This is a genomic window from Streptomyces africanus, from assembly GCF_030816955.1.
GTDB lineage: Bacteria > Actinomycetota > Actinomycetes > Streptomycetales > Streptomycetaceae > Streptomyces > Streptomyces africanus.
The window spans coordinates 5,563,633-5,584,624 of record NZ_JAUSYP010000001.1; the positions used below are offsets into that span (position 1 = coordinate 5,563,633).

Below are 20,992 nucleotides of genomic sequence, written 5' to 3' on the forward strand. Positions count from 1 at the left end.
CAGCCGGGCACGGAACCTGCTAGGAGAACCCCCGGCATGACCACTGTTGCTGCGTACGCCGCCCCCGCGCCCAAGGCTCCGCTGGAGCGCACCACCATCGAGCGCCGCGAGGTCGGCGAGTTCGACGTCCTGATCGACATCAAGTTCGCCGGTATCTGCCACTCCGACATCCACCAGGCCCGCGAGGGCTGGGGCGAGGCGATCTTCCCGATGGTCCCCGGCCACGAGATCGCCGGTGTCGTCTCCGAGGTCGGCTCGGGCGTCACGAAGTTCGCCGTCGGCGACCGCGTGGGCGTCGGCTGCATGGTCGACTCCTGCCGCGAGTGCGAGAACTGCAAGGCCGGCCGTGAGCAGTACTGCGTGAAGGGCAACGTCCCGACGTACAACGGCATCGGCAAGGACGGCGAGCCCACCTACGGCGGCTACTCGCAGAAGGTCGTCGTCGACCAGGACTTCGTCGTCCGCATCCCCGACGGCCTCTCCCTCGACGTCGCCGCGCCGCTGCTGTGCGCCGGCATCACCCTCTACTCCCCGCTGAAGCGTTTCGGCGCCGGCCCCGGCAAGAAGGTCGCGATCGTCGGCCTGGGCGGCCTCGGCCACATGGGCGTGAAGATCGCGCACGCGCTGGGCGCCGAGGTGACCGTGCTGTCGCAGTCCCTGCGCAAGCAGGAGGACGGCCTGAAGCTGGGCGCGGACCACTACTACGCGACCAGCGACCCGAAGACCTTCGAGGAGCTGGCCGGCACCTTCGACCTGATCGTCTCCACGGTCTCGGCACCGCTGGACTTCGGCGCCTACCTCTCGCTGCTGAAGACCGAGGGCACGCTGGCCAACGTCGGCGCCCCCGAGGAGCCCATCTCCCTGAACCTCTTCTCGGTGATCGGCGGCGGCAAGTCCCTCGCCGGTTCCATGATCGGCGGCATTGCGGAGACCCAGGAGATGCTGGACTTCTGTGCCGAGCACGGCCTCGGTGCCGAGATCGAGCTGATCCGCGGTGACCAGATCAACGAGGCGTACGAGCGGGTGGTCGCCAGCGACGTGCGCTACCGGTTCGTGATCGACACGGCGACGATCTGATCCGTACCGCCCCGTGGGGGCCCGGCCGCGTGCCGGGCCCCCAGCGGCGTCCGGGCAGCCACCGCGGGTACGGCCGTATGGTGGATGGGGAGGGGAGGCCCGCCATGACCGTGCAGCTGAACCACACCATCGTCGTCGCGCACGACAAGCGCGCGTCGGCCCGGTTCCTCGCCGACGTCCTGGGACTGGACGTGAGCCCGCCCTACGGCCCGTTCCTCCCGGTCGAGATCCCCAACGGCGTGACGCTCGACTACATGGACAGCCCCGGCGCCATCACGCCGCAGCACTACGCCTTCCTCGTCTCGGAGGAGGAGTTCGACCAGATCTTCGCCCGGATCCAGGAGGCGGGTCTGACGTACTGGGCGGATCCGTTCCACAGCCGTCCCGGCGAGATCAACCACCACGACGGCGGCCGGGGGGCGTACTTCGACGACCCCGACGGCCACCGCCTGGAGATCATCACGCGGCCGTACGGCAGCGGCGGCTGAGCCTTCGCGTCCGCGTACCAGCGGGCCGTCGGCTACTTCTGCCGGTCCTGGTCGCCGAAGGTCCACACGGCGCGGGACCCCGGGCCGACGACGAGGGCCGAGTGGCCGATCCGCTCCTCGTGCCGGGACGACACCGGCCTGTTCAGCGACATCTCGACCTGCCGCAGGCCCACCTGGTCGAGCGGCACGGCGTCGAACCGCAGCGTGGTGCCGCCGCCCTTCGCGACGGCTCCCCCGTCGGGCAGGGGCCGGACGGCGAACCCGCCGGCCTTCAGCAGCGGCAGCGTGCCCGCGAGGTCCCGGGCGGTCACCGCGAGCCGGAGGCCGGTCACGTCCCGCATCAGGTGGTCGCGGTAGCCGTCGGACAGATAGCGCTCACGGCCCACGTCTCCGGGGTACGCGGCGGGCTCGGTGTTGCCGCGCGGGTCGGCGAAGTACTCCGGCCGGTACTCCATGCCCCAGGCGCCGAAGAGGTCGTACTCCTCGGTGGTGAAGACGGCGTCGAACCAGGGCACCGGGACGCCGTCGCCGAAGTCGCGGGTCTGCCGGAACTCGACGGGGTCGCTGATCCCCAGCTCGCGCAGCCGCGCGACCACCGTCGCCAGGTCGCCTTCCCGCTCGGCCGAGACGCCCATGCCGGTGGCGCCGAGGGTGCCGTCCTTGCCGGGGACGTCGCCGATCCCGAACAGCTCGATGTAGGTCTCGCGGCCCATGAGGTAGCGGCCGGTCCAGGTCTGCCCGCCGGACCCGGTCGTGGTGCGGACCTGGAAGTTCGCGAAGTCCCGCAGATAGGGGGAGTGCTCGATGGCGTCGGCGGTCTCCCGGTCGAGGACACCGTAGGCGTGGTTGTAGAACAGGAGCTGCCGCCCGCCGTCCTCGGCATGCGCGGAGCTCACCCCGCCCTGGACCGCCCCCGCGAGGGCCAGGGCGACGACCATGATCATCTGTAATGCTCGTCTGACCGTCATGCGGAGGAGCGTAAAGCGGGAAGAATCGCTTCCGCCGAGGATTGCGGCGTTTGTCAGGGACCCTTGGTCAGTGGGTCTCGGTCAGGGGGCTCCTGCCCGCCCATGTCGAGGCGGAACGGCGGGTACTGGTCGGTCATCAGGGCGGCGTACGCGGTCACCCGGGCACACCAGCGGGCGAGGCCGAGCAGGACGTCGAAGAGGTGCCGCGGATAGCGGGCGGTGAACAGCAGGACGACCACCGCGACCAGCGAGAGGAAGGGCATCAGCCCCGTGCCCCGCCAGCCGTCGCCGTCGCCGTCGTCCCAGCCCCAGCCGCCGCCCACGAACATCGCGACGACGATGTACTGCGGGATCGCCAGCAGCCACCACTTGACCAGCACCAGGCCGCGCGAGAGCCGCTCGGGGTGGGCGACGTCGAAGTGGGCCGGATAGTCGGGCACGTCGGCGAGGGTGAACGGCGGGTACCGGTCGGTGCCGAGCGCGGTGTGGGCGTAGTAGCTGACCCGCCAGTTCCACCGCAGGACGCCGACGTTGAAGTCGAAGAGGGGCCGGGGGTACCGAGCGGTGAACAGGATGGCGAAGAACGCGACGACGGTCACGAGGACGAACGCGATCCACAGGAAGAACAGCACGATGTAGTGCGGGATGGCGAGCAGCCACTTCACCAGCCACATCCATCGGGACAACCGGGCGTCGACGGACGCCTCGAGGCGCACGGGCGACGTGGTGACAGGAACCATGGGGCGGCACTCCCTTCGCTTGCAGGCTCGCAAGCGAGGAGGGGCCCCGCGACCTGGGCGGGGCCGTTCGCGCGCCCGGGTCCGTTCGCGCGCCCGGGTCCGTCACGACGGGACGGGGGCGGCGCTGTCCGGCTCGTCGGTGCCGTCCGGTGTATCGGTGCCGTCGGGTTCGTCGGCGTCGTCGTCCGGTTCCTGCGGCGGATCGCCGAGCTGCTCGCGCACGTAGTTCCAGACCACCGCGATCAGCGCGGCGACGGGCACGGCGAGCAGGCTGCCCACGATGCCGGCCAGGCTGCCGCCCAGCGTCACCGCCAGCAGCACCACGGCAGCGTGCAGGCCCAGCCCCCGGCTCTGGATCATGGGCTGGAAGACATTGCCCTCCAGCTGCTGCACCACGACGATGATGATCAGGACGATCAGCGCGTCCGTCAGACCGTTGGAGACGAGCGCGATGAGGACCGCGACGAAACCGGCGAACAGCGCGCCGATGATCGGCACGAACGCGGACACGAAGGTCAGCACCGCCAGCGGGAGCACCAGCGGTACGCCCAGGATCCACAGGCCCAGTCCGATCAGGACGGCGTCGAGCAGGCCCACGGCCGCCTGGGACCGCACGAAGGCGCCCAGCGTGTTCCAGCCGCGCTCGAACACCGTGGGGACGTCGGCGGCGAGCCGGCCGGGCAGCTGACGGGAGAGCCACGGCAGGAACCGCGGGCCGTCCTTGAGGAAGAAGAACATCAGGAAGAGGGCGAGAACGGCGGTGACCAAGCCGTTCACCACGGTGCTCACTCCCGTGACCACCGCGCCGACCATGCTGCCGACGCCCTCCTGAGCGCGGGAGACCGCGCTGTCGAAGGCCTTGTTGATCTGGGCGTCACCGATGTTCAACGGCGGCCCGGCGGCCCACTCGCGCATCTTCTGGATGCCCTCGACCACGCCGTCGGTCAGCTGACCGGACTGGGACGCCACGGGCACGGCGATCAGCGCGACGACACCTGCTGCGACCAGCAGGAACAGCACGGTCACCACCGACGCGGCGAGCGCGGGCGGCCACCCGCGCCGACGCAGGAAACGGGCCGCGGGCCAGGTCAGCGTGGTCAGCAGCAACCCGACGACGAGCGGCCAGACCACCGACCACATCCGCCCCAGCAGCCATAGAGCCACTGCCAGCATCGCGAGCACCAGCAGCAGCTCTGCGGAGACGCGGGCGGATATCCGGAGCGCGTCACGGGTCTTGGTGGAACTCAAGGGCGCAGTCACGCAGGCACCTTATTGCCACCGAGTCCCCTTGCCACGGCCTGGCCCTCCGACACGGTGGCGGCGCGGTGCGATCCGGACCGGGGAGTCCCGTGCAGGCGGTGACGCCGGTCGTCAGCCCTCGGCCTTGGCCACGCCGATCGGGCAGGACACGCCCGTACCGCCGATGCCGCAGTAACCCGCCGGGTTCTTGTCCAGGTACTGCTGGTGGTAGCCCTCCGCCGGGTAGAACGGGCGGCCCTCCGCCGGGACGATCTCCGTGGTGATCTCGCCGTGGCCGGAAGCGGTGAGGACCTTCTGGTACGAGTCACGGGAGGACTTGGCGATGGCCGCCTGCTCGGGGGTGTGGGTGTAGATCGCCGAGCGGTACTGCGTGCCCACGTCGTTGCCCTGGCGGAAGCCCTGCGTGGGGTCGTGCGACTCCCAGAACGTCTTCAGGAGGCGCTCGTACGAGATCAGCTCGGGGTCGTAGACCACGCGGACGACCTCCGTGTGGCCGGTCAGGCCCGAGCAGACCTCCTCGTAGGTGGGGTTCTCCGTGTAACCGCCCTGGTAGCCGGCCAGGGTCGTCCACACCCCTGCCGGGAGCTGCCAGAACTTGCGCTCGGCGCCCCAGAAACAGCCCAGGCCGAAATCGGCGGTCTCCAGGCCCTCGGGGTAGGGACCGAGCAGCGGGTTGCCGAGAACGGTGTGGCGGTCGGGGACCGAGAACGCCGGCTCCGGGCGGCCGGGCAGCGCCTGCTCGGGAGTCGGCAGCTGGGGCGTACGGCTGTGCAGGAACATGCGGTCTCCAATCGGCGTGCCGCCCACGCGGGGGCGACGCCCTGTTCAACGTGCGGGGGCCGGGGGGAATTCCGGCCGGGGGCCGTTCCCAGGGGTGGTCCGAGCCGGTGCCTCGGTCTGCCTCGCCCGCGGGTCAGTGCGGGAGGCTCGCCGGGTTGCCGCCGTTCGCCTCGTAGCCCGCGACCGCCAGGGCCCGGTACACCGCGAACTCCGCCGCCGGGTCGGCGGACAGGGTCCAGGGCAGGGCGCCGACATGGCCGTCGATGTGCACCAGCTGGTTCATGGCCTCCGCCCAGCGCTCGCTGCGGACCAGGAAGAAGACCAGCATGTGCCGTACGTGCGCCAGCATCGGGTCGTCGGGGCGGGCCGAGTGCACCGCGTGCAGCGCGCCGTGGACCGACTTCGTGACGACCTCGGTCTGCCAGAAGCTGCTGACCAGGGTCACCTCGGGGAGGTGCTCGAACACGGCGAAGAGGGGCATCGCCGCCAGGAGGGAGCCCTTGGGCGCTCGGGCCGCCGCGGCCTCCGCGAACTCGTACGCCAGCGCACGCGAGCCGTGCCACTTCTCGCACCAGTAGTGGAGCGCGGCCAGGTGCGCTCCCATGTGGGCCGGGGCGCGGTCCAGGATCTTCAGCCAGAGCTGCTCGAAGTCCTTCTGGGAGTAGCCCAGCCCGCGGGCCACCGACAGCTCCACGATGTAGGGGATCGGGTCGTCGGGGGCCAGCAGCGCAGCCTCACCGCACGCCGTCTTCGCCTCCTCCATGATGATCCGGAACTCGTCCGTCCCGGGCGTCGCCGTCCGCCACGCCTGCTGCACCAGGAACTCGGCGTGCACCGCGGCCCCGCTCGCGTCCTTGGGCGCCTCGGCCCGCCACACGCGCAGCCACTGCCCGCCCGGCGCCTCGCTCACCCCGCCGGGACGCTGTTGCAACTCCAGCGAGGCCGCACCCGCGAAGGCCTGCACGCGCTGCCAGCGGCGCTCGCCCTCCGTCTCCGTACCGGCGAGGAGCTGCTGCGCCGCGCGGTAGTCCTGCGTGCGCTGCACCACGTCCAGGACGTCCAGCAGGTCCTGGTCGGGACCGGGCATGCGGATGTCCAGCTCCTCCTCGCGGACGAAGCCGTAGTTCGCCGGGTCCGCGGCGTCCGGGTGGTCGGGCGAGACCAGCCCGATCGCGGTCCCGCGCCTGCGCCGCAGGAAGGGAAGCAGCACGAAGCCCAGCATGACCAGTGCGATCAGGACCCAGAGAATCTCCATGCGACAAGCGAACCAGACCGCGCCGACAATTGGCCAACCTGGTCCGCGATCCTGTGGAAAACCCGGCCGAGCCGCCCGCGCCGCCCTCCGGCCCCCGCCCGCGGGGCCGTGCGCCTCGCCCCTCGGCAGTTCCCCAGGGCACTCGTCGCGTCGGCGCACTACCCTCGGTGCTCATGAGCGACAGGCATATCAGTCAGCACTTCGAGACGCTCGCGATCCACGCGGGCAACACCGCCGACCCCCTGACGGGCGCGGTCGTCCCGCCGATCTACCAGGTGTCCACCTACAAGCAGGACGGCGTCGGGGGCCTGCGCGGCGGCTACGAGTACAGCCGCAGCGCCAACCCGACCAGGACCGCGCTGGAGGAGAACCTCGCCGCCCTGGAGGGCGGCCGTCGGGGTCTCGCGTTCGCGTCCGGGCTGGCGGCCGAGGACTGCCTGCTGCGTACGCTGCTCAGCCCCGGTGATCACATCGTCATCCCCAACGACGCCTACGGCGGCACGTTCCGCCTCTTCGCCAAGGTCGTCGCCCGCTGGGGAGTGGAGTGGTCGGTCGCCGACACCGGCGACCCGGCCGCCGTACGGGCCGCGATCACCCCGAAGACCAAGGCCGTGTGGGTGGAGACGCCCTCCAACCCGCTCCTGAACATCACGGACATCGCCGCCGTCGCTCAGATCGCCCGGGACGCGGGCGCCCGCCTCGTCGTCGACAACACCTTCGCCACGCCCTACCTCCAGCAGCCGCTCTCGCTCGGCGCGGACGTCGTCGTGCACTCGCTGACCAAGTACATGGGCGGCCACTCGGACGTCGTCGGCGGCGCCCTGATCACGAACGACCCGGACCTGGGCGAGGAACTGGCCTTCCACCAGAACGCGATGGGCGCGGTCGCCGGGCCCTTCGACTCCTGGCTGGTGCTGCGCGGCACCAAGACCCTCTCCGTGCGCATGGACCGGCACAGCGAGAACGCCGCGAAGGTCGCCGACATGCTCACCCGGCACGCGCGCGTGACGAGCGTCCTGTACCCGGGCCTGCCGGAGCACCCCGGTCACGAGGTCGCCGCCAAGCAGATGAAGTCGTTCGGCGGCATGGTCTCCTTCCGCGTGGCGGGCGGCGAGGAGGCGGCCGTCGAGGTCTGCAACCGCGCCAAGGTCTTCACGCTGGGCGAGTCCCTGGGCGGCGTCGAGTCGCTGATCGAGCACCCCGGCCGGATGACGCACGCCTCCGTGGCCGGCTCGCTCCTGGAGGTGCCCGGCGACCTGGTGCGGCTGTCCGTCGGCATCGAGAACGCCGACGATCTGCTGGAAGACCTCCAGCAGGCGCTCGGCTAGGAGTGCCCGCAGGCGTCACCAGCCGGTGAGGGGTGGAGTCGTGTCCGACGGTGGCTCCACCCACGGGCGGGCCGTCAGCGCCCACACCGTGAACGCCACTGCTGCCGCGAACATCAGCAGCCACAGCAGGCGCCGCGCGACCGTCCTGCGCCGCAGCATCCGGCCGCCCCGGCGCACCGCCTCCCCGTGAATCTCCGGCGGCACGGACCGTGACGACGCCTGCTCCAGCAGCCGCCGCACGGCCGCGTCGCGGTCGTTCCCGCTCATGCCGACCTCCGTTCGCCGGGAGAGCACTCGCCGAGGAGCCTCTCAGCGAGAGAGCCGCAAAGACTCATGACGGCACCGCCTTCGCGGCCCTCACTGCCGGGGCCGGGCCCCGCGCGCGGTGCAGCAGGGTCGTCGTCGCCCGGTGGCAGATGGCCCGCACGCGCTCCGGGGACAGGCCGAGCAGGGCGGCCGTCTGCTCCTCGGCGACGCCTTCGTGGAGCATCAGCACCAGGATGAGCCGCTCCTGCGGGCTGAGCGGGGCCAGGGGGCTCGCCGGGTGCGGCCGGGAGCGGCCGAGACCGCCGTAGTGGTGCCACGCGCCGCGCGCGAAGCGGGTCGCCAGGTACTGCCGGGTGAGGTCGTACGGATCCTCGCCGCGCAGCCGGTCCCAGCACGCGTACGTGTGCGCCAGTGAGAGGGTCAGCAGGCGCTGCGCGCGGGGGTTGTCGTCCGGGGCCTCGGCGGTGAGCAGGGTGGCGGCGTGCAGCAGCCGCCCGGCCGCGCCCGCGACGAACGCCTCGAACTCCCGGGCCCGACGGGTTGCCTGGGACGCATGCCGTTCTCGCACCGCGCCTCCCGCCTGACGGCGACCCTCAGGATGCGGGCCCGGCCGGGTACACGCGCGACGGCCGCGTACGACGGGGACCCGGTCTCATATCAGGCCAGGGGTGGCCCCGAGGTCAAGAGCCGCGCACCGGGTGGCACGGCGGACGGCGGACGGCGGCGGCAGGCACGGGCCGCACCGCGACCGGAGCCCCGCCCGGCCCGACCGGCCTCCTGCCACGGGAGCGTCGCGACCCGCCCGCGGACGGCGTCGGCGTCCCGCCCGCTGAGTCGGCCGCGCGCGTGGGGGTCAGGACGGCGACTGCGCCTCCGGCCCCGGTACCCCCTGGACCGCCATCCGGGCGGACAGCGCGCTGTTGAAGCGGGTGAGGAGCGAGCAGAACGCCTCGCGCTCCTCCGGCTGCCAGTCCTCGGTCAGCTCGGCCATCAACTGCCGCCGGGACGAGCGCACTTCCTCCAGTCGCGCCTGCCCGCGCGGGGACAGCTGGAGTACCACCGCGCGCCCGTCCTCGGGGTGCGACGTGCGCTTGACCAGGCCGGTGTCGACGAGCGGAGCCACCTGCCGGGTGACCGTCGACGAGTCGATCCCCATGCTCGCGGCGAGGGCTTTGACGCCCATGGGGCCTTCCTTGTCGAGACGGTTGAGCAGCAGGTACGCGGCGCGGTCCATGGAGTTGCGCACCTGCCCGACCCCGCCGAGCCGGGTCTGTTCGGCACGGCGCGCGAACACCGCCACCTCGTGCTGGAGGGTGTCGAGAAGACCGGTGTCACCGACGGTCGTCATGTCCATCGACATTTCAGGTGTTGTGGGCATGGCCGGGGGCTCACTTCGTGAAGGGCTGGCTGATTGGGGGACAGGGTACGCGGCCGGGGGGCGGGCCGTACCGGCGCTGCGCAAAGCGGGTCTCGGAGGTTGGTCACAACGGCCGTTCCCGTTCGTGAACTGCGATGCTGGAGTCATGAGCTACAGCACGGCGGACTCCTTGCGGCCCGTCACCCTCGACGACGTGCGCGGCGCCCAGAAGATGCTCTCGGGTGTGGCGCGGGTGACCGCGATGGAGGGCAGCAGGCACCTGTCCCAGATGGTCGGCGCGCCGGTGCATCTCAAGTGCGAGAACCTCCAGCGGACGGGTTCGTTCAAGCTGCGCGGCGCCTACGTGCGGATCGCCGGTCTGCTGCCCGAGGAACGCGCCGCCGGTGTCGTCGCCGCGAGCGCCGGCAACCACGCGCAGGGTGTGGCCCTGGCCTCCGCGCTGCTCGGTGTGCGCTCCACGGTGTTCATGCCGAAGGGCGCCCCGTTGCCCAAGGTCAGCGCCACCCGGGACTACGGGGCCGAGGTGCGGCTGCACGGCCAGGTGGTCGACGAGACGCTGGCCGCCGCCCAGGAGTACGCGGCCGAGACGGGCGCGGTGTTCATCCACCCCTTCGACCACCCCGACATCATCGCGGGCCAGGGCACGGTGGGCCTGGAGATCCTGGAGCAGTGCCCGGAGGCGCGCACGATCGTCGTCGGTATCGGCGGGGGCGGGCTGGCCGCCGGGATCGCGGTGTCCGTGAAGGCGCTGCGGCCGGACCTGCGGATCGTGGGCGTCCAGGCGGAGGGCGCGGCGGCCTATCCGCCGTCTCTGGCGGCGGGCCGGCCCGTCACGGTCGAGAATCCGGCGACGATGGCCGACGGCATCAAGGTCGGGCGGCCCGGCGACGTGCCGTTCGGGATCGTCGGCGAACTGGTCGACGAGGTGCGGACGGTCAGCGAGGACGAGCTGTCCGCCGCGCTGCTGCTGTGCCTGGAGCGGGCCAAGCTGGTCGTGGAGCCGGCCGGGGCGAGCCCGGTCGCGGCGCTGCTGAGCCGGCCCGACTCCTTCGAGGGGCCGGTCGTCGCGGTGCTGTCCGGCGGCAACGTCGATCCGGTGCTGATGCAGCGGGTACTGCGGCACGGCATGGCCGCGCAGGGCCGCTACCTGGCCGTCCGGCTGCGGCTGACGGACCGGCCCGGAGCTCTGGCCACACTTCTGGGCGTGTTGTCAGTGGTCGACGCTAACGTCCTCGATGTGAGCCATGTACGAACCGACCCACGGCTCGGGCTCACGGAGGCGGAGGTCGAGCTGCACCTGGAGACGAAGGGCCCGGCGCACTGCGTCGAGGTGGGCCAGGCGCTGCGCGAGGCGGGCTACACGGTCATGGGCTGACCGCCCACCGAGCTCGACGCGCCGGGCTCAAGATCTTTCGTCGCGCGGGAGCAGAACGCGGAAAGCCTCGTTGTGAGACGCGATACATCGCGTTATGGTGTCTCGTGAAGCGTGACTCCCCTGTCCGGCACTCCCCGAAGACGTGGAGATTCATATGCCAGCCGCCATCCATGCCGAAGGGCTGGTCAAGACCTTCGGTGACGTAAGGGCCCTGGACGGCGTCGACCTCGACGTGCCCGAGGGCACGGTCCTCGGCCTGCTCGGGCCGAACGGCGCGGGCAAGACGACCACCGTCCGCTGCCTGACCACCCTGCTGCGCCCCGACAGCGGCCGGGCGGTCGTCGCGGGCATCGACGTGCTCAAACAGCCCGACGCCGTCCGCCGCTCCATCGGCCTGTCCGGCCAGTTCGCGGCCGTCGACGAGTACCTGACCGGCCGCGAGAACCTGTACATGGTCGGCCGGCTCTACCAGATGAAGGCCAAGGCGGCGAAGGAGCGCGCGGCCGAACTGCTGGAGCAGTTCCACCTCGCGGACGCGGCCGACCGCCCCACCAAGACCTACTCCGGAGGCATGCGCCGCCGGCTCGACCTCGCGGCGGCCCTCGTCGTCTCGCCGCCCGTGATGTTCATGGACGAGCCGACGACCGGCCTCGACCCCCGCAACCGCCAGCAGTTGTGGGAGGTCATCAAGCACCTGGTCTCCGGCGGCACGACGCTGCTGCTGACCACGCAGTACCTGGAAGAGGCCGACCACCTGGCGCACGACATCGCGGTGGTCGACCACGGCAAGGTCATCGCCAAGGGCACCTCCGACCAGCTCAAGGCCCGCACCGGCGGCGAGCGCGTCGAGGTCGTGGTGCACGAGCGCGAGCACATCGCGGCCGCCGCCGAGGTGCTCGCCGGCTTCGGCAAGGGCGACACCACGGTCGAGGAGCACATGCGCAAGCTCACCACGCCCGTGACCGGCGGCGCCAAGCTCCTCGCCGAGGTCATCCGGGAGCTGGACGCCCGGGGCATCGAGATCGACGACATCGGCCTGCGCCGGCCGACCCTCGACGACGTCTTCCTGTCGCTGACGGGACATGTGGCCGAGGCGAAGGACGAGGAGAACGACGAGGAGGCCGTGAAGTGAGCGCCGTCACCGACACCGTGCGGGTCGCGCCGGCCACGAACCCGGTCAGCCAGTCCATCCGGGACTCGATGGTCGTCGCGAAACGCAACCTGATCCGCATGTCCCGGATCCCCGAGATGATCATCTACGGACTGATCCAGCCGATCATGTTCGTGGTGCTGTTCACCTACGTCTTCGGCGGTTCCATGCAGATCGGCAGCAGTACCAGCGCCGGCGACTACAAGAACTTCCTGATGGCGGGCATCTTCGCGCAGACCGTCACCTTCGCCACCGCCAGCTCCGGCGCCGGTATCGCCGACGACATGCACAAGGGCCTCATCGACCGCTTCCGCTCCCTGCCCATGGCACGCGGCGCGGTGCTCACCGGGCGCACCCTCGCCGACTCCGCGCAGACGGCCCTCACCCTGGTCGTCCTCGCGGTGGTCGCCCTCCTGGTCGGCTGGCGCGTCGGGTCGGACGGCGACACCAATGCCGGCAAGGTGCTCGGGGCCTTCGGCCTGCTGCTCCTGCTCGGCTACGCGTTCACCTGGATCGGCGCCCTGATCGGCATGTCCGTGCGGACCCCGGAGGCGGCCACGTCCAGCGGGCTGATCTGGCTCTTCCCGGTCACCTTCATCTCGAACGCGTTCGTGGACACCAGCCACATGACCCCGTGGCTGCGTCACATCGCCGAATGGAATCCGTTCAGCGCCACGGTCCAGGCCTGCCGTGTGCTGTTCGCCAACCCGGGCCAGTCGCCGTCGGACGCCTGGCCCATGCAGCACCCCGTCTGGGCCTCGCTGATCTACTCGATCCTGATCATCGCGCTGTTCCGCACGCTGGCGGTGCGCAAGTACCGCTCCGCGACGGCATGACGATGCCCCCGGCGCCGCGAGGCCGCCGGGGGCAGGTCAGGACATCAATCGGGGTGGTTCAGCCCTCGTACGGCTCGGCCTTGAGGATCTTCACCGAGGCCTTCTTGCCGTTCGGGAGCTCGTACTGCGCGTCCTCGCCGACCTTGTGGCCGATCACGCCGGTGCCCAGCGGGGACTGCGGTGAGTACGTCTCGATGTCGGCGCTCGCGTACTCGCGCGAGGCGAGCAGGAACGTCAGAGTGTCGTCCTCGTCACCGTCGAAGGCGATCGTGACGACCATGCCGGGCGCCACGGCACCGTCCGCCGCGGGCGCCTCGCCGACCTTGGCGCTCTCGAGGAGCTGGGTGAGCTGGCGCACACGGAGTTCCTGCTTGCCCTGCTCCTCCTTGGCTGCGTGGTACCCGCCGTTCTCACGCAGGTCGCCCTCCTCGCGCGCGGCGGCGATCTTCGCGGAGATCTCAGCCCGCGCGGGACCAGTAAGGTACTCAAGCTCAGCCTTGAGCTTGTTGTACGCCTCCTGGGTCAGCCAGGTGACGTTCTCGCTGGTCTGGGTCACAGGTGCTCCTCGTAGGTACTGGGAATACAAAGCATCGCCCTACCCAGAAGCATGTTCCTTCACGGATGGGCGAAACCACGAGCCTAACAATTCAGGAGCAGAAGGGGGAGGACATAAGCCACCAGTTTCACGTCGACGCAGGTCAGGCGCTACGTATTGCAGGTGACTCGGGCGGGGTCTCAGCCGGTGTGGCAGCCCAGCAGCTCGGCCGTCGTCCCCGGGGAGGTCGTACGGAGCGTGACGACCTTGTCGATGCGGGTGGCGTCCCCGTCGAAGCGGAAATCGGCCCGGCCGACCTCGGCGCCGTTCTCGGCCTGGGAGCGCACGGTGCAGTAGCCGTCGGCACCGGCGTCCTTGCGGACCTCCAGGTGCACCCGCACGGAGTCCTTGCCCTGCTCGAAGCTGATCACCTCGGCGCTGATCTCGCTCTGGGCGACGTAGTGGTAGCCGAACCAGCCGACGAGCCCCAGCAGCGCCGCCGCGAGGACGGCGCCGACGATTTTGAGCGTGCGGTCGGCGCGCTCGTCCGAGGAACGGCCGTAACGCCCCTCGGGCAGTCGCGTGCTCACCGTACTCATGATCGTCCTCCAGACAGGGCCGGGACGAACGTCCCATAAGGCGACCCGGAACCGGGGCCCGGAATTATTCGCCCCCCGGTTCGGTCACTATAGAAGCCGCTGATTGCGCCGACGCACACAGGGCGCCGACTTACTGAGGAATGAGTCTTGACTGACCAGTTGCGACTGATGGCCGTTCACGCCCACCCCGACGACGAGTCGAGCAAGGGCGCGGCGACCATGGCCAAGTACGTGTCCGAGGGGGTGGACGTGCTGGTCGTGACCTGCACGGGCGGGGAACGCGGCTCCATCCTCAATCCGAAGCTCCAGGGGGACAGGTACGTCGAGGAGCACATCCACGAGGTACGCAAGAAGGAGATGGACGAGGCCCGGGAGATCCTGGGCGTCAAGCAGGAGTGGCTCGGCTTCGTCGACTCGGGCCTGCCCGAGGGCGACCCGCTGCCGCCGCTGCCGGAGGGCTGCTTCGCCCTGGAGGACGTCGACCACGCGGCCGGTGAGCTGGTGCGGAAGATCCGCGCCTTCCGTCCCCAGGTGATCACCACCTACGACGAGAACGGCGGCTATCCGCACCCCGACCACATCATGACCCACAAGATCTCGATGGTGGCGTTCGAGAGCGCGGCGGACACCGAGAAGTACCCGGAGGCCGAGTACGGCCCCGCGTACCAGCCGCAGAAGCTCTACTACAACCAGGGCTTCAACCGCCCCCGCACCGAGGCGCTGCACCAGGCGATGCTCGATCGGGGTCTGGAGTCGCCTTACGGGGACTGGCTCAAGCGCTGGGACGAGTTCGGCATGAAGCAGCGCACGCTCACCACGCACGTGCCCTGCGCCGACTTCTTCGAGATCCGCGACAAGGCGCTGATCGCGCACGCCACGCAGATCGACCCGGACGGCGGCTGGTTCAAGGTGCCGATGGAGATCCAGAAGGAGGTCTGGCCGACGGAGGAGTACGAGCTGGCGAAGTCCCTCGTCGATACCTCCCTCCCCGAGGACGACCTCTTCGCGGGCGTCCGCGACAATGCCTGACATGAGCGCAAGCGCAAGCCTGGCAATGACGCACCTCGTCACCTTCGCCAAGGAGGTCGACGAGGACAAGGTCACCCCCGGCGTCCTCGGCTTCATCGTCTTCGCGGCGATGGCCCTGGCGGTGTGGGCCCTGATGAAGTCGATGAGCCGCCACATGAACAGGGTCGACTTCACGCAGGTCCCGGACCCCAAGGCCGAGCAGGCCGACCCGGCCGAGCAGCCGGAGCCCGCGGACGCCGAGGCCTCCGGCCAGGGCAAGCAGAAGCAGGGCTGACGCCCCCTGCCGGGGCGGGGCGATTCGTCCCTCCCGGTCAGGACACCCGTCGGCGGCCGTCCGCCGCCGACGGGTGCGTCGCACGCCCGCCCCTAGGCCTTCGACTCCACGGCCACCCCCATCACCTCCCGCGCATGCCGGTCCGGCACCATGCCCAGGCGCCAGGCCTGCCAGCCCGCCTCCAGGGTCACGCCGCGCTCCAGCAGCAGGGCGTAGGCGTCGAGGTAGTCGTCCAGCTTCTGGTCGCGCAGCGGATGGCTCGCGCGGGACAGCTGGGCCAGTTCCTCCTCGGCCACGGCCGTGCCGACCTCCATGCCGCCGGGGGCCGCGTACGGCAGCAGTGTGCAGCGCAGGAAGCGGGCCCAGTCCTCGCCCCTGCGGTCGCCGTACGACGTGAAGAGGTCCGCCGCCTCGTCGCACAGGGCCAGGGCCTGCTGGGTGCGGGCGTTGCCCGCGTCCACCACCGCCAGCTCCAGACAGGTCCACGCCTCGCCGTGGGCGACGCCGATGCGCTGGAAGTCGGCGCGGGCGTCCACCAGCAGCTGGCGGGCGAAGCCGGAGTTGCGCAGGGAGCCCGTCTGGGCCGCGCGCTGGTCGCGCGTGACGCGGGCCGAGTGGTGGCGGGCGCAGGCCAGGCCGTAGACGTCCCGCATCCGGGAGAACATCGTGCGGGAGCGTTCCAGTTCGCGGACGGCCTGGTCCAGGTTGCCCGTCTCCTCCAGGGCCTGGCCGAGGTAGTACAGCGTCCACGCCTCGCCGCGCGCGTCCTCGTTCTCGCGGTGCCGGGCGGCGGCCCCGCGCAGTTCCTCCACGGCCGGCGACGCGTCACCGGCGACCAGCAGGGCGCGCGCCAGCTGGGTCAGGGCCCATGCCTCGCCGCGGGCGTCACGGGTGCGGCCGTACAGCTCCAGGGCCGCGCGCAGCTCGGCCTCGGCACGCGGGACGTCGCCCATGCGCAGGCCCAGCTGGCCGAGCTGGAAGTGGGCCCAGGCCTGGCCGTGCACGGACTCGCCCCGCCGGTGCAGCACCAGCGACTCGTTCAGCAGGTCCAGCGCCTCCGCCAGCCGGGCCCGGTCCCGCTCCACCGCCGCCAGGGCGTGCATCGTCCACGCCCGGTCCGTCGCCAGCTCGGGGGAGGACTGCAGGGCCAGGGCCTCGCGGAGCTTCGCCGACGCCTCCGTCAGATTGCCCTGGTGGTGCAGGGTGATGCCGAGGGAGCACAGGGCGCGGGCGGCCCCCGCGTCGTGATGGGCCTCCCGGTACAGGTCGACGACCGAGGCGAGGGTCGTCCGCGCCTTGTCCAGTTCGCCGAGCTGCCGTGCCGCGATGCCGGTGCGCCACTGCACCGAGCGGACCAGCAGGCCCTCGTCCACCGCCTGGGCCAGTTCGCTGATCTCGCCCAGGCGGTAGAGGTCGCCGCGCAGCAGGCAGTAGTCGCACAGGGCGCCCAGGAGGTTCAGCACCGCCGCCTGGTCCACGCCCTCGGCGTGCCGCAGCGCCGCCGTGATGAAGCTCGACTCGTCGTCCAGCCAGCGCAGCGCCTCGTCGAGGGAGGGGAAGCCGTACGGGCTGAAGCGGTTCGTGCGGGTCGACATGTTGCCGTCGACCATGCGCAGCACCGAGTCGGCCAGCTCGGCGTAGTTCACGATCAGCCGCTGCTGTGCCGCCGTGCGCTCGGCCGGTTCCTCCTCGTCGAGGAGCCGGGCCTGGGCGAAGGCGCGGACCAGGTCGTGCAGCCGGTAGCGGTCGCCCCGGACGTGGTCGATCAGGCCCGCCCGGGTCAGGGCCTGGAGGTGGCGTTTCGCTTCCGCCTCGTCGGTGGCCAGCAGCGCGGCGGCCGCGGCGGCGCCCAGCGAGGCCCGGCCGGCCAGGGCCAGGCGGCGCAGCAGCCGCCGTACGGGCTCCGGCTGGTCGGTGTAGCGCAGCCACAGGGCGCGTTCGACGGGATCGACCGGGCCGTACGCCCCGAGGTCCGTGGCCAGCGCACGCGGGGAGCGCGGGCCGAGGCACGAGCCGGCGATGCGCAGCGCCAGCGGCAGCCCGCCGCACAGCTCCCGGACCCGGTCGGCGGACTCGGCGTCATACGGCCCGGACCGGTCCTGGGCCGCCGCGCCCAGCAGTTCCTCCGCGCCCGCCGCGTCCAGTGGTGACACGGGCAGCTGGTGCACCCGCGCGGGCAGCTCGCCCAGTTCCAGCGGGCCCCGCGCCGTCACCAGCACCAGGCTGTCGGACCGCTCCGGGACCAGGGCGCGGACCTGCCCGGCGTCCGAGGCGTCGTCCAGGACGACGGTGACCGGCAGGCCGGTCAGATGCTGGTGGTACAGCTCGCTCAGCCGCTTGACCTGCTGGTCGGGGGAGGAGCGCTCGCGGAACAGCAGTTGCTCGCGGGGCGCGCCGAGCCGGTTGAGCAGATGCAGCAGGGCGTCGCGGGTGGACAGCGGGGACTCGCCCGGGCCGTCGGCGCGCAGGTCGACGACGCAGGCGCCGCGGAAGTAGTCCTTCAGATCGTGCGTGGCGTGCACCGCCAGGGTCGTCCGGCCGCTGCCGGGCGTGCCGTGCAGGACGACCACGGTCGGCTGGGTCTCCGTGCTCGCCCGGGCCGCCTGCACCCACTGCCGGATCTGCGCCAGCTCGTGCCGCCGCCCCGCGAACGGCTCCGCCGGTTCGGGGAGCTGCGCGAAGGACTGCTCCAGCACGTTGCGCCCGCGCGCCGCCGCGCTCTTGTCGGCGCCCCGCAGCCGCGGCCCGGTCTTCTTCGGGCCCGTGGAGGCGGCGAGCACCCGCTGCTGGTCCAGGAACGGCCGGATGCCCCGCACCTCCAGTGCCGTCAGCCACTGCAGCCGCAGCTGTTCGGGCCCGCCCGGCTGGCTCGCGGCCCCGGCCCGGTGGTGTGCGGCCGGCAGATGCGAGCCGACGACCTTCACGACGGTCGCCGCGGCGCCCACGACGCCCACGGTCACGCCCGCGCCCAGCGCCGTGCCGGTCCCCATGCCGAGGGCCATGTCGGCGACGACGGCCGTGACCGCCGCGACTCCGGCCACCAGCAGCGGTGTCCCGGCGCCCTCCCGGGCGTAGCGCTGCCCGAAGGTGAGCTGCCCGGCCGCCGCCTCGTCCAGGGCGCGCGTGTAGGCCCCGTACTCCTCGGCCGCGCTCTGCGCCATCGCGTCGAGCGCCCCGCGCGCCCGCGCGAGGAGCACCTTCCCGTCCGTGCGCCCGCCCGTCCGGCGCACCTCCTCCTCCACGGCCCGTGCCAACAGCCGCTCGGCTTCCGCCCGATGACTGTCCCGCATGTCACGTCCCCCTCCGGCGGCACCGGCGTACCCAGGTCGTCGTGCCGGTCGTTTCCTTGGTCAAGTGTGCTGCCGACGGCGCATCGGGGCGAGGGGGCGTGCCCGGCCCGATTGTGTGAAGACACGGGCGGGTTGAGGTGCCGCGTGTCCGTCGGTCGTGCGCCCCGGGCGGCGCCTGACGCGTGCCGGGCGGGGTACTGCGGCAGGATGGACACCATGCCGAACCGACTGGCGCACGAGACGTCCCCCTACCTCCTGCAGCACGCCGACAACCCCGTGGACTGGTGGCCCTGGTCGGCGGAGGCCTTCGAGGAGGCCCGCAAGCGGAACGTGCCCGTGCTGCTCAGCGTCGGCTACAGCAGCTGTCACTGGTGTCACGTCATGGCACACGAGTCCTTCGAGGACCAGCAGACCGCCGAGTACCTCAACGCGCATTTCGTGAGCGTGAAGGTCGACCGCGAGGAGCGCCCGGACGTCGACGCGGTCTACATGGAGGCCGTGCAGGCGGCGACCGGCCAGGGCGGCTGGCCCATGACCGTCTTCCTCACCCCGGACGCCGAGCCGTTCTACTTCGGCACGTACTTCCCGCCCGCCCCGCGCCAGGGCATGCCGTCCTTCCGGCAGGTGCTCCAGGGCGTCCACCAAGCGTGGGAGGAGCGGCGGGACGAGGTCGCCGAGGTCGCCGGGAAGATCGTCCGGGACCTGGCCGGGCGGGAGATCTCCTACGGCGACGCGCAGACGCCCGGCGAGCAGGAACTCGCGCAGGCGCTGCTCGCGCTCACCCGCGAGTACGACCCGCAGCGCGGCGGATTCGGCGGGGCGCCGAAGTTCCCGCCGTCCATGGTGCTGGAGTTCCTGCTGCGCCACCACGCGCGGACCGGTGCCGAGGGCGCCCTGCAGATGGCGCAGGACACCTGTGAGCGCATGGCCCGGGGTGGCATCTACGACCAGCTCGGCGGCGGCTTCGCCCGCTACTCCGTCGACCGCGACTGGATCGTGCCGCACTTCGAGAAGATGCTGTACGACAACGCGCTGCTGTGTCGGGTCTACGCCCACCTCTGGCGGGCCACCGGCTCGGAGCTGGCCCGCCGGGTCGCCCTGGAGACCGCCGACTTCATGGTGCGCGAACTGCGCACGGCCGAGGGCGGGTTCGCCTCCGCGCTGGACGCCGACAGCGACGACGGCACCGGCAAGCACGTCGAGGGCGCGTACTACGTGTGGACGCCGGAGCAACTGCGCGAGGTGCTCGGGGAGCAGGACGCCGAGCTCGCGGTCCAGTACTTCGGGGTGACCGAGGAGGGCACGTTCGAGCACGGTCAGTCCGTCCTCCAACTGCCGCAGCAGGAGGGCGTGTTCGACGCTGACAAGATCGCCTCCGTCCGGGAGCGGCTGCTGGCGGCGCGGGCCGGGCGTCCCGCCCCGGGCCGGGACGACAAGGTCGTCGCCGCGTGGAACGGGCTCGCGATCGCCGCGCTCGCCGAGACCGGCGCGTACTTCGACCGGCCCGACCTCGTCGAGGCCGCCCTCGCCGCCGCCGACCTCCTCGTCCGGCTGCACCTCGACGAGCAGGCCCGGCTCACCCGCACCAGTAAGGACGGCCACGCCGGCGCCAACGCGGGTGTGCTGGAGGACTACGCCGATGTGGCGGAGGGCTTCCTGGCGCTGGCGTCCGTCACGGGGGAGGGCGTCTGGCTGGAGTTCGCCGGGTTCCTGCTCGACCACGTCCTGGCGCGTTTCACCGACGAGGAGTCGGGCGCGATGTTCGACACGGCCGCCGACGCCGAGCGGCTGATCCGCCGCCCGCAGGACCCGACCGACAACGCCGCCCCGTCCGGCTGGAGCGCGGCGGCGGGCGCCCTGCTGAGCTACGCCGCGCACACCGGGTCCGGGCCCCACCGCACCGCCGCCGAGAAGGCCCTCGGCGTCGTCAAGGCGCTCGGGCCGCGCGTGCCCCGCTTCATCGGCTGGGGGCTCGCCGCCGCCGAGGCCGCGCTGGACGGGCCGCGCGAGGTCGCGATCGTGGGGCCGTCCCTCGACCACGAGGGGACGAGGACCCTGCACCGCACGGCACTTCTCGGCACCGCGCCCGGCGCGGTCGTCGCCGTCGGCGCCCCCGGGAGCGACGAGTTCCCGCTGCTCGCGGACCGTCCGCTGGTCGGCGGTGAGCCGGCCGCGTACGTCTGCCGTAACTTCACGTGCGACGCCCCGACGACCGAGGCTGACAGGTTGCGTGCGGTGTTGAGCGACTGATGTCGGGAGCCAACGGCAACACGCTCTTTATGTGAACGGCCCCCAGGCTTCACAGTTCCCCCTTAATCTCTGCACAGTGCCGTGACGGGTGAGGTACTCCGTCACGACGGGGG

General features: G+C 71.7%; 20 protein-coding genes. 9 read left to right on the forward strand and 11 right to left on the reverse strand.

Translation table 11 applies throughout. The features are described from left to right. Nucleotides 1-36: 36 nt before the first annotated feature. Both QF034_RS25935 and QF034_RS25940 read left to right on the forward strand, forming a co-directional pair. Nucleotides 37-1,077, forward strand: a complete 1,041-nt coding sequence (locus tag QF034_RS25935) for an NAD(P)-dependent alcohol dehydrogenase (RefSeq protein ID WP_086564980.1) — start codon at nt 37-39, stop codon at nt 1,075-1,077. Nucleotides 1,078-1,181: 104 nt separating this feature from the next. Then, complete coding sequence (locus QF034_RS25940; RefSeq protein WP_307177187.1) at nt 1,182-1,565, forward strand: VOC family protein; 384 nt, start codon at nt 1,182-1,184, stop codon at nt 1,563-1,565. Between the two features lie 32 nt (nt 1,566-1,597). Here the strand turns inward: QF034_RS25940 and QF034_RS25945 are convergent, their stop codons facing one another. The 5 genes from QF034_RS25945 to QF034_RS25965 all read right to left on the reverse strand — a co-directional run bounded on the left by QF034_RS25945 (nt 1,598) and on the right by QF034_RS25965 (nt 6,568). Continuing rightward, a complete protein-coding gene (locus tag QF034_RS25945; protein ID WP_307179975.1) occupies nt 1,598-2,509 on the reverse strand; it encodes a DUF5829 family protein in 912 nt (303 codons plus the stop codon). A 77-nt stretch (nt 2,510-2,586) separates the two neighbouring features. Then, the gene (locus tag QF034_RS25950; protein WP_307177188.1) at nt 2,587-3,273 is read right to left on the reverse strand and encodes a DUF4389 domain-containing protein; all 687 of its coding nucleotides are present in this window, start codon (nt 3,271-3,273) and stop codon (nt 2,587-2,589) included. Between the two features lie 102 nt (nt 3,274-3,375). Beyond that, nucleotides 3,376-4,521, reverse strand: coding sequence for an AI-2E family transporter (locus tag QF034_RS25955; RefSeq protein ID WP_370880965.1), 1,146 nt, complete (start codon nt 4,519-4,521; stop codon nt 3,376-3,378). Nucleotides 4,522-4,644: 123 nt separating this feature from the next. Beyond that, nucleotides 4,645-5,313: a peptide-methionine (S)-S-oxide reductase MsrA gene (gene msrA, locus QF034_RS25960; protein ID WP_307177190.1), complete on the reverse strand. Its 669-nt coding sequence runs from the start codon at nt 5,311-5,313 to the stop codon at nt 4,645-4,647. 133 nt (nt 5,314-5,446) lie between these two features. Next, nucleotides 5,447-6,568, reverse strand: coding sequence for a hypothetical protein (locus QF034_RS25965; protein WP_307177191.1), 1,122 nt, complete (start codon nt 6,566-6,568; stop codon nt 5,447-5,449). 173 nt (nt 6,569-6,741) lie between these two features. On the opposite strand from QF034_RS25965, the gene QF034_RS25970 reads away from it, so the two are divergent. After that, entirely contained in the window at nt 6,742-7,896 is a 1,155-nt protein-coding gene (locus tag QF034_RS25970; protein WP_307177192.1) for a cystathionine gamma-synthase, read from the forward strand. A 15-nt stretch (nt 7,897-7,911) separates the two neighbouring features. Here the strand turns inward: QF034_RS25970 and QF034_RS25975 are convergent, their stop codons facing one another. The 3 genes from QF034_RS25975 to QF034_RS25985 all read right to left on the reverse strand — a co-directional run bounded on the left by QF034_RS25975 (nt 7,912) and on the right by QF034_RS25985 (nt 9,523). Continuing rightward, nucleotides 7,912-8,163: a hypothetical protein gene (locus QF034_RS25975; RefSeq protein WP_307177193.1), complete on the reverse strand. Its 252-nt coding sequence runs from the start codon at nt 8,161-8,163 to the stop codon at nt 7,912-7,914. A 64-nt stretch (nt 8,164-8,227) separates the two neighbouring features. Next, on the reverse strand, nt 8,228-8,731 hold the full coding sequence (locus QF034_RS25980) for a sigma factor-like helix-turn-helix DNA-binding protein (RefSeq protein WP_307177194.1): 504 nt from the start codon (nt 8,729-8,731) through the stop codon (nt 8,228-8,230). A gap of 285 nt (nt 8,732-9,016) precedes the next feature. Next, entirely contained in the window at nt 9,017-9,523 is a 507-nt protein-coding gene (locus QF034_RS25985; protein WP_208641395.1) for a MarR family winged helix-turn-helix transcriptional regulator, read from the reverse strand. 163 nt (nt 9,524-9,686) lie between these two features. Between QF034_RS25985 and ilvA the strand changes: the two genes are divergently transcribed. The 3 genes from ilvA (at nt 9,687) to QF034_RS26000 (ending at nt 12,902) form a co-directional block, all read left to right on the forward strand. Continuing rightward, complete coding sequence (gene ilvA / locus QF034_RS25990) at nt 9,687-10,916, forward strand: threonine ammonia-lyase (protein ID WP_307177195.1); 1,230 nt, start codon at nt 9,687-9,689, stop codon at nt 10,914-10,916. Between the two features lie 154 nt (nt 10,917-11,070). Continuing rightward, nucleotides 11,071-12,048, forward strand: a complete 978-nt coding sequence (locus tag QF034_RS25995) for an ATP-binding cassette domain-containing protein (RefSeq protein ID WP_307177196.1) — start codon at nt 11,071-11,073, stop codon at nt 12,046-12,048. After that, complete coding sequence (locus tag QF034_RS26000) at nt 12,045-12,902, forward strand: ABC transporter permease (protein ID WP_307177197.1); 858 nt, start codon at nt 12,045-12,047, stop codon at nt 12,900-12,902. Before QF034_RS25995 ends, QF034_RS26000 begins: the two co-directional genes overlap by 4 nt. Nucleotides 12,903-12,960: 58 nt before the next feature. On the opposite strand, the gene greA is transcribed toward QF034_RS26000, so the two are convergent. Together greA and QF034_RS26010 are read right to left on the reverse strand one after the other, a co-directional pair. Continuing rightward, nucleotides 12,961-13,458, reverse strand: coding sequence for a transcription elongation factor GreA (gene greA, locus QF034_RS26005; protein WP_086842376.1), 498 nt, complete (start codon nt 13,456-13,458; stop codon nt 12,961-12,963). A gap of 179 nt (nt 13,459-13,637) precedes the next feature. Next, nucleotides 13,638-14,036, reverse strand: coding sequence for a DUF4307 domain-containing protein (locus QF034_RS26010; protein ID WP_307177198.1), 399 nt, complete (start codon nt 14,034-14,036; stop codon nt 13,638-13,640). Between the two features lie 147 nt (nt 14,037-14,183). On the opposite strand from QF034_RS26010, the gene mca reads away from it, so the two are divergent. After that, a complete protein-coding gene (gene mca / locus QF034_RS26015; protein ID WP_307177199.1) occupies nt 14,184-15,065 on the forward strand; it encodes a mycothiol conjugate amidase Mca in 882 nt (293 codons plus the stop codon). Beyond that, complete coding sequence (locus QF034_RS26020; RefSeq protein WP_307177200.1) at nt 15,058-15,339, forward strand: hypothetical protein; 282 nt, start codon at nt 15,058-15,060, stop codon at nt 15,337-15,339. The genes mca and QF034_RS26020 overlap by 8 nt, the downstream gene beginning before the upstream one ends. Before the next feature lie 92 nt (nt 15,340-15,431). Here the strand turns inward: QF034_RS26020 and QF034_RS26025 are convergent, their stop codons facing one another. Beyond that, nucleotides 15,432-18,629 carry a tetratricopeptide repeat protein gene (locus QF034_RS26025; RefSeq protein WP_307177201.1) on the reverse strand — a complete coding sequence of 1,066 codons (3,198 nt, stop codon included), beginning with the start codon at nt 18,627-18,629 and terminating at the stop codon, nt 15,432-15,434. Between the two features lie 216 nt (nt 18,630-18,845). On the opposite strand from QF034_RS26025, the gene QF034_RS26030 reads away from it, so the two are divergent. Continuing rightward, the gene (locus QF034_RS26030; protein WP_307177202.1) at nt 18,846-20,879 is read left to right on the forward strand and encodes a thioredoxin domain-containing protein; all 2,034 of its coding nucleotides are present in this window, start codon (nt 18,846-18,848) and stop codon (nt 20,877-20,879) included. Nucleotides 20,880-20,992: the final 113 nt, after the last annotated feature.

Coding starts and splice junctions, on each gene's coding strand:
- QF034_RS26030 (WP_307177202.1), top strand. CDS start 18,846: ATGCCGAACCGACTGGCGCACGAGACGTCCCCCTACCTCCTGCAGCAC.
- msrA (WP_307177190.1), bottom strand. CDS start 5,313: ATGTTCCTGCACAGCCGTACGCCCCAGCTGCCGACTCCCGAGCAGGCG.
- QF034_RS25950 (WP_307177188.1), bottom strand. CDS start 3,273: ATGGTTCCTGTCACCACGTCGCCCGTGCGCCTCGAGGCGTCCGTCGAC.
- QF034_RS25975 (WP_307177193.1), bottom strand. CDS start 8,163: ATGAGCGGGAACGACCGCGACGCGGCCGTGCGGCGGCTGCTGGAGCAG.
- QF034_RS25985 (WP_208641395.1), bottom strand. CDS start 9,523: ATGTCGATGGACATGACGACCGTCGGTGACACCGGTCTTCTCGACACC.
- QF034_RS25995 (WP_307177196.1), top strand. CDS start 11,071: ATGCCAGCCGCCATCCATGCCGAAGGGCTGGTCAAGACCTTCGGTGAC.
- QF034_RS25965 (WP_307177191.1), bottom strand. CDS start 6,568: ATGGAGATTCTCTGGGTCCTGATCGCACTGGTCATGCTGGGCTTCGTG.
- QF034_RS25970 (WP_307177192.1), top strand. CDS start 6,742: ATGAGCGACAGGCATATCAGTCAGCACTTCGAGACGCTCGCGATCCAC.
- QF034_RS25940 (WP_307177187.1), top strand. CDS start 1,182: ATGACCGTGCAGCTGAACCACACCATCGTCGTCGCGCACGACAAGCGC.
- QF034_RS26010 (WP_307177198.1), bottom strand. CDS start 14,036: ATGAGTACGGTGAGCACGCGACTGCCCGAGGGGCGTTACGGCCGTTCC.
- QF034_RS25935 (WP_086564980.1), top strand. CDS start 37: ATGACCACTGTTGCTGCGTACGCCGCCCCCGCGCCCAAGGCTCCGCTG.
- ilvA (WP_307177195.1), top strand. CDS start 9,687: ATGAGCTACAGCACGGCGGACTCCTTGCGGCCCGTCACCCTCGACGAC.
- QF034_RS25945 (WP_307179975.1), bottom strand. CDS start 2,509: ATGATCATGGTCGTCGCCCTGGCCCTCGCGGGGGCGGTCCAGGGCGGG.
- QF034_RS26020 (WP_307177200.1), top strand. CDS start 15,058: ATGCCTGACATGAGCGCAAGCGCAAGCCTGGCAATGACGCACCTCGTC.
- QF034_RS26025 (WP_307177201.1), bottom strand. CDS start 18,629: ATGCGGGACAGTCATCGGGCGGAAGCCGAGCGGCTGTTGGCACGGGCC.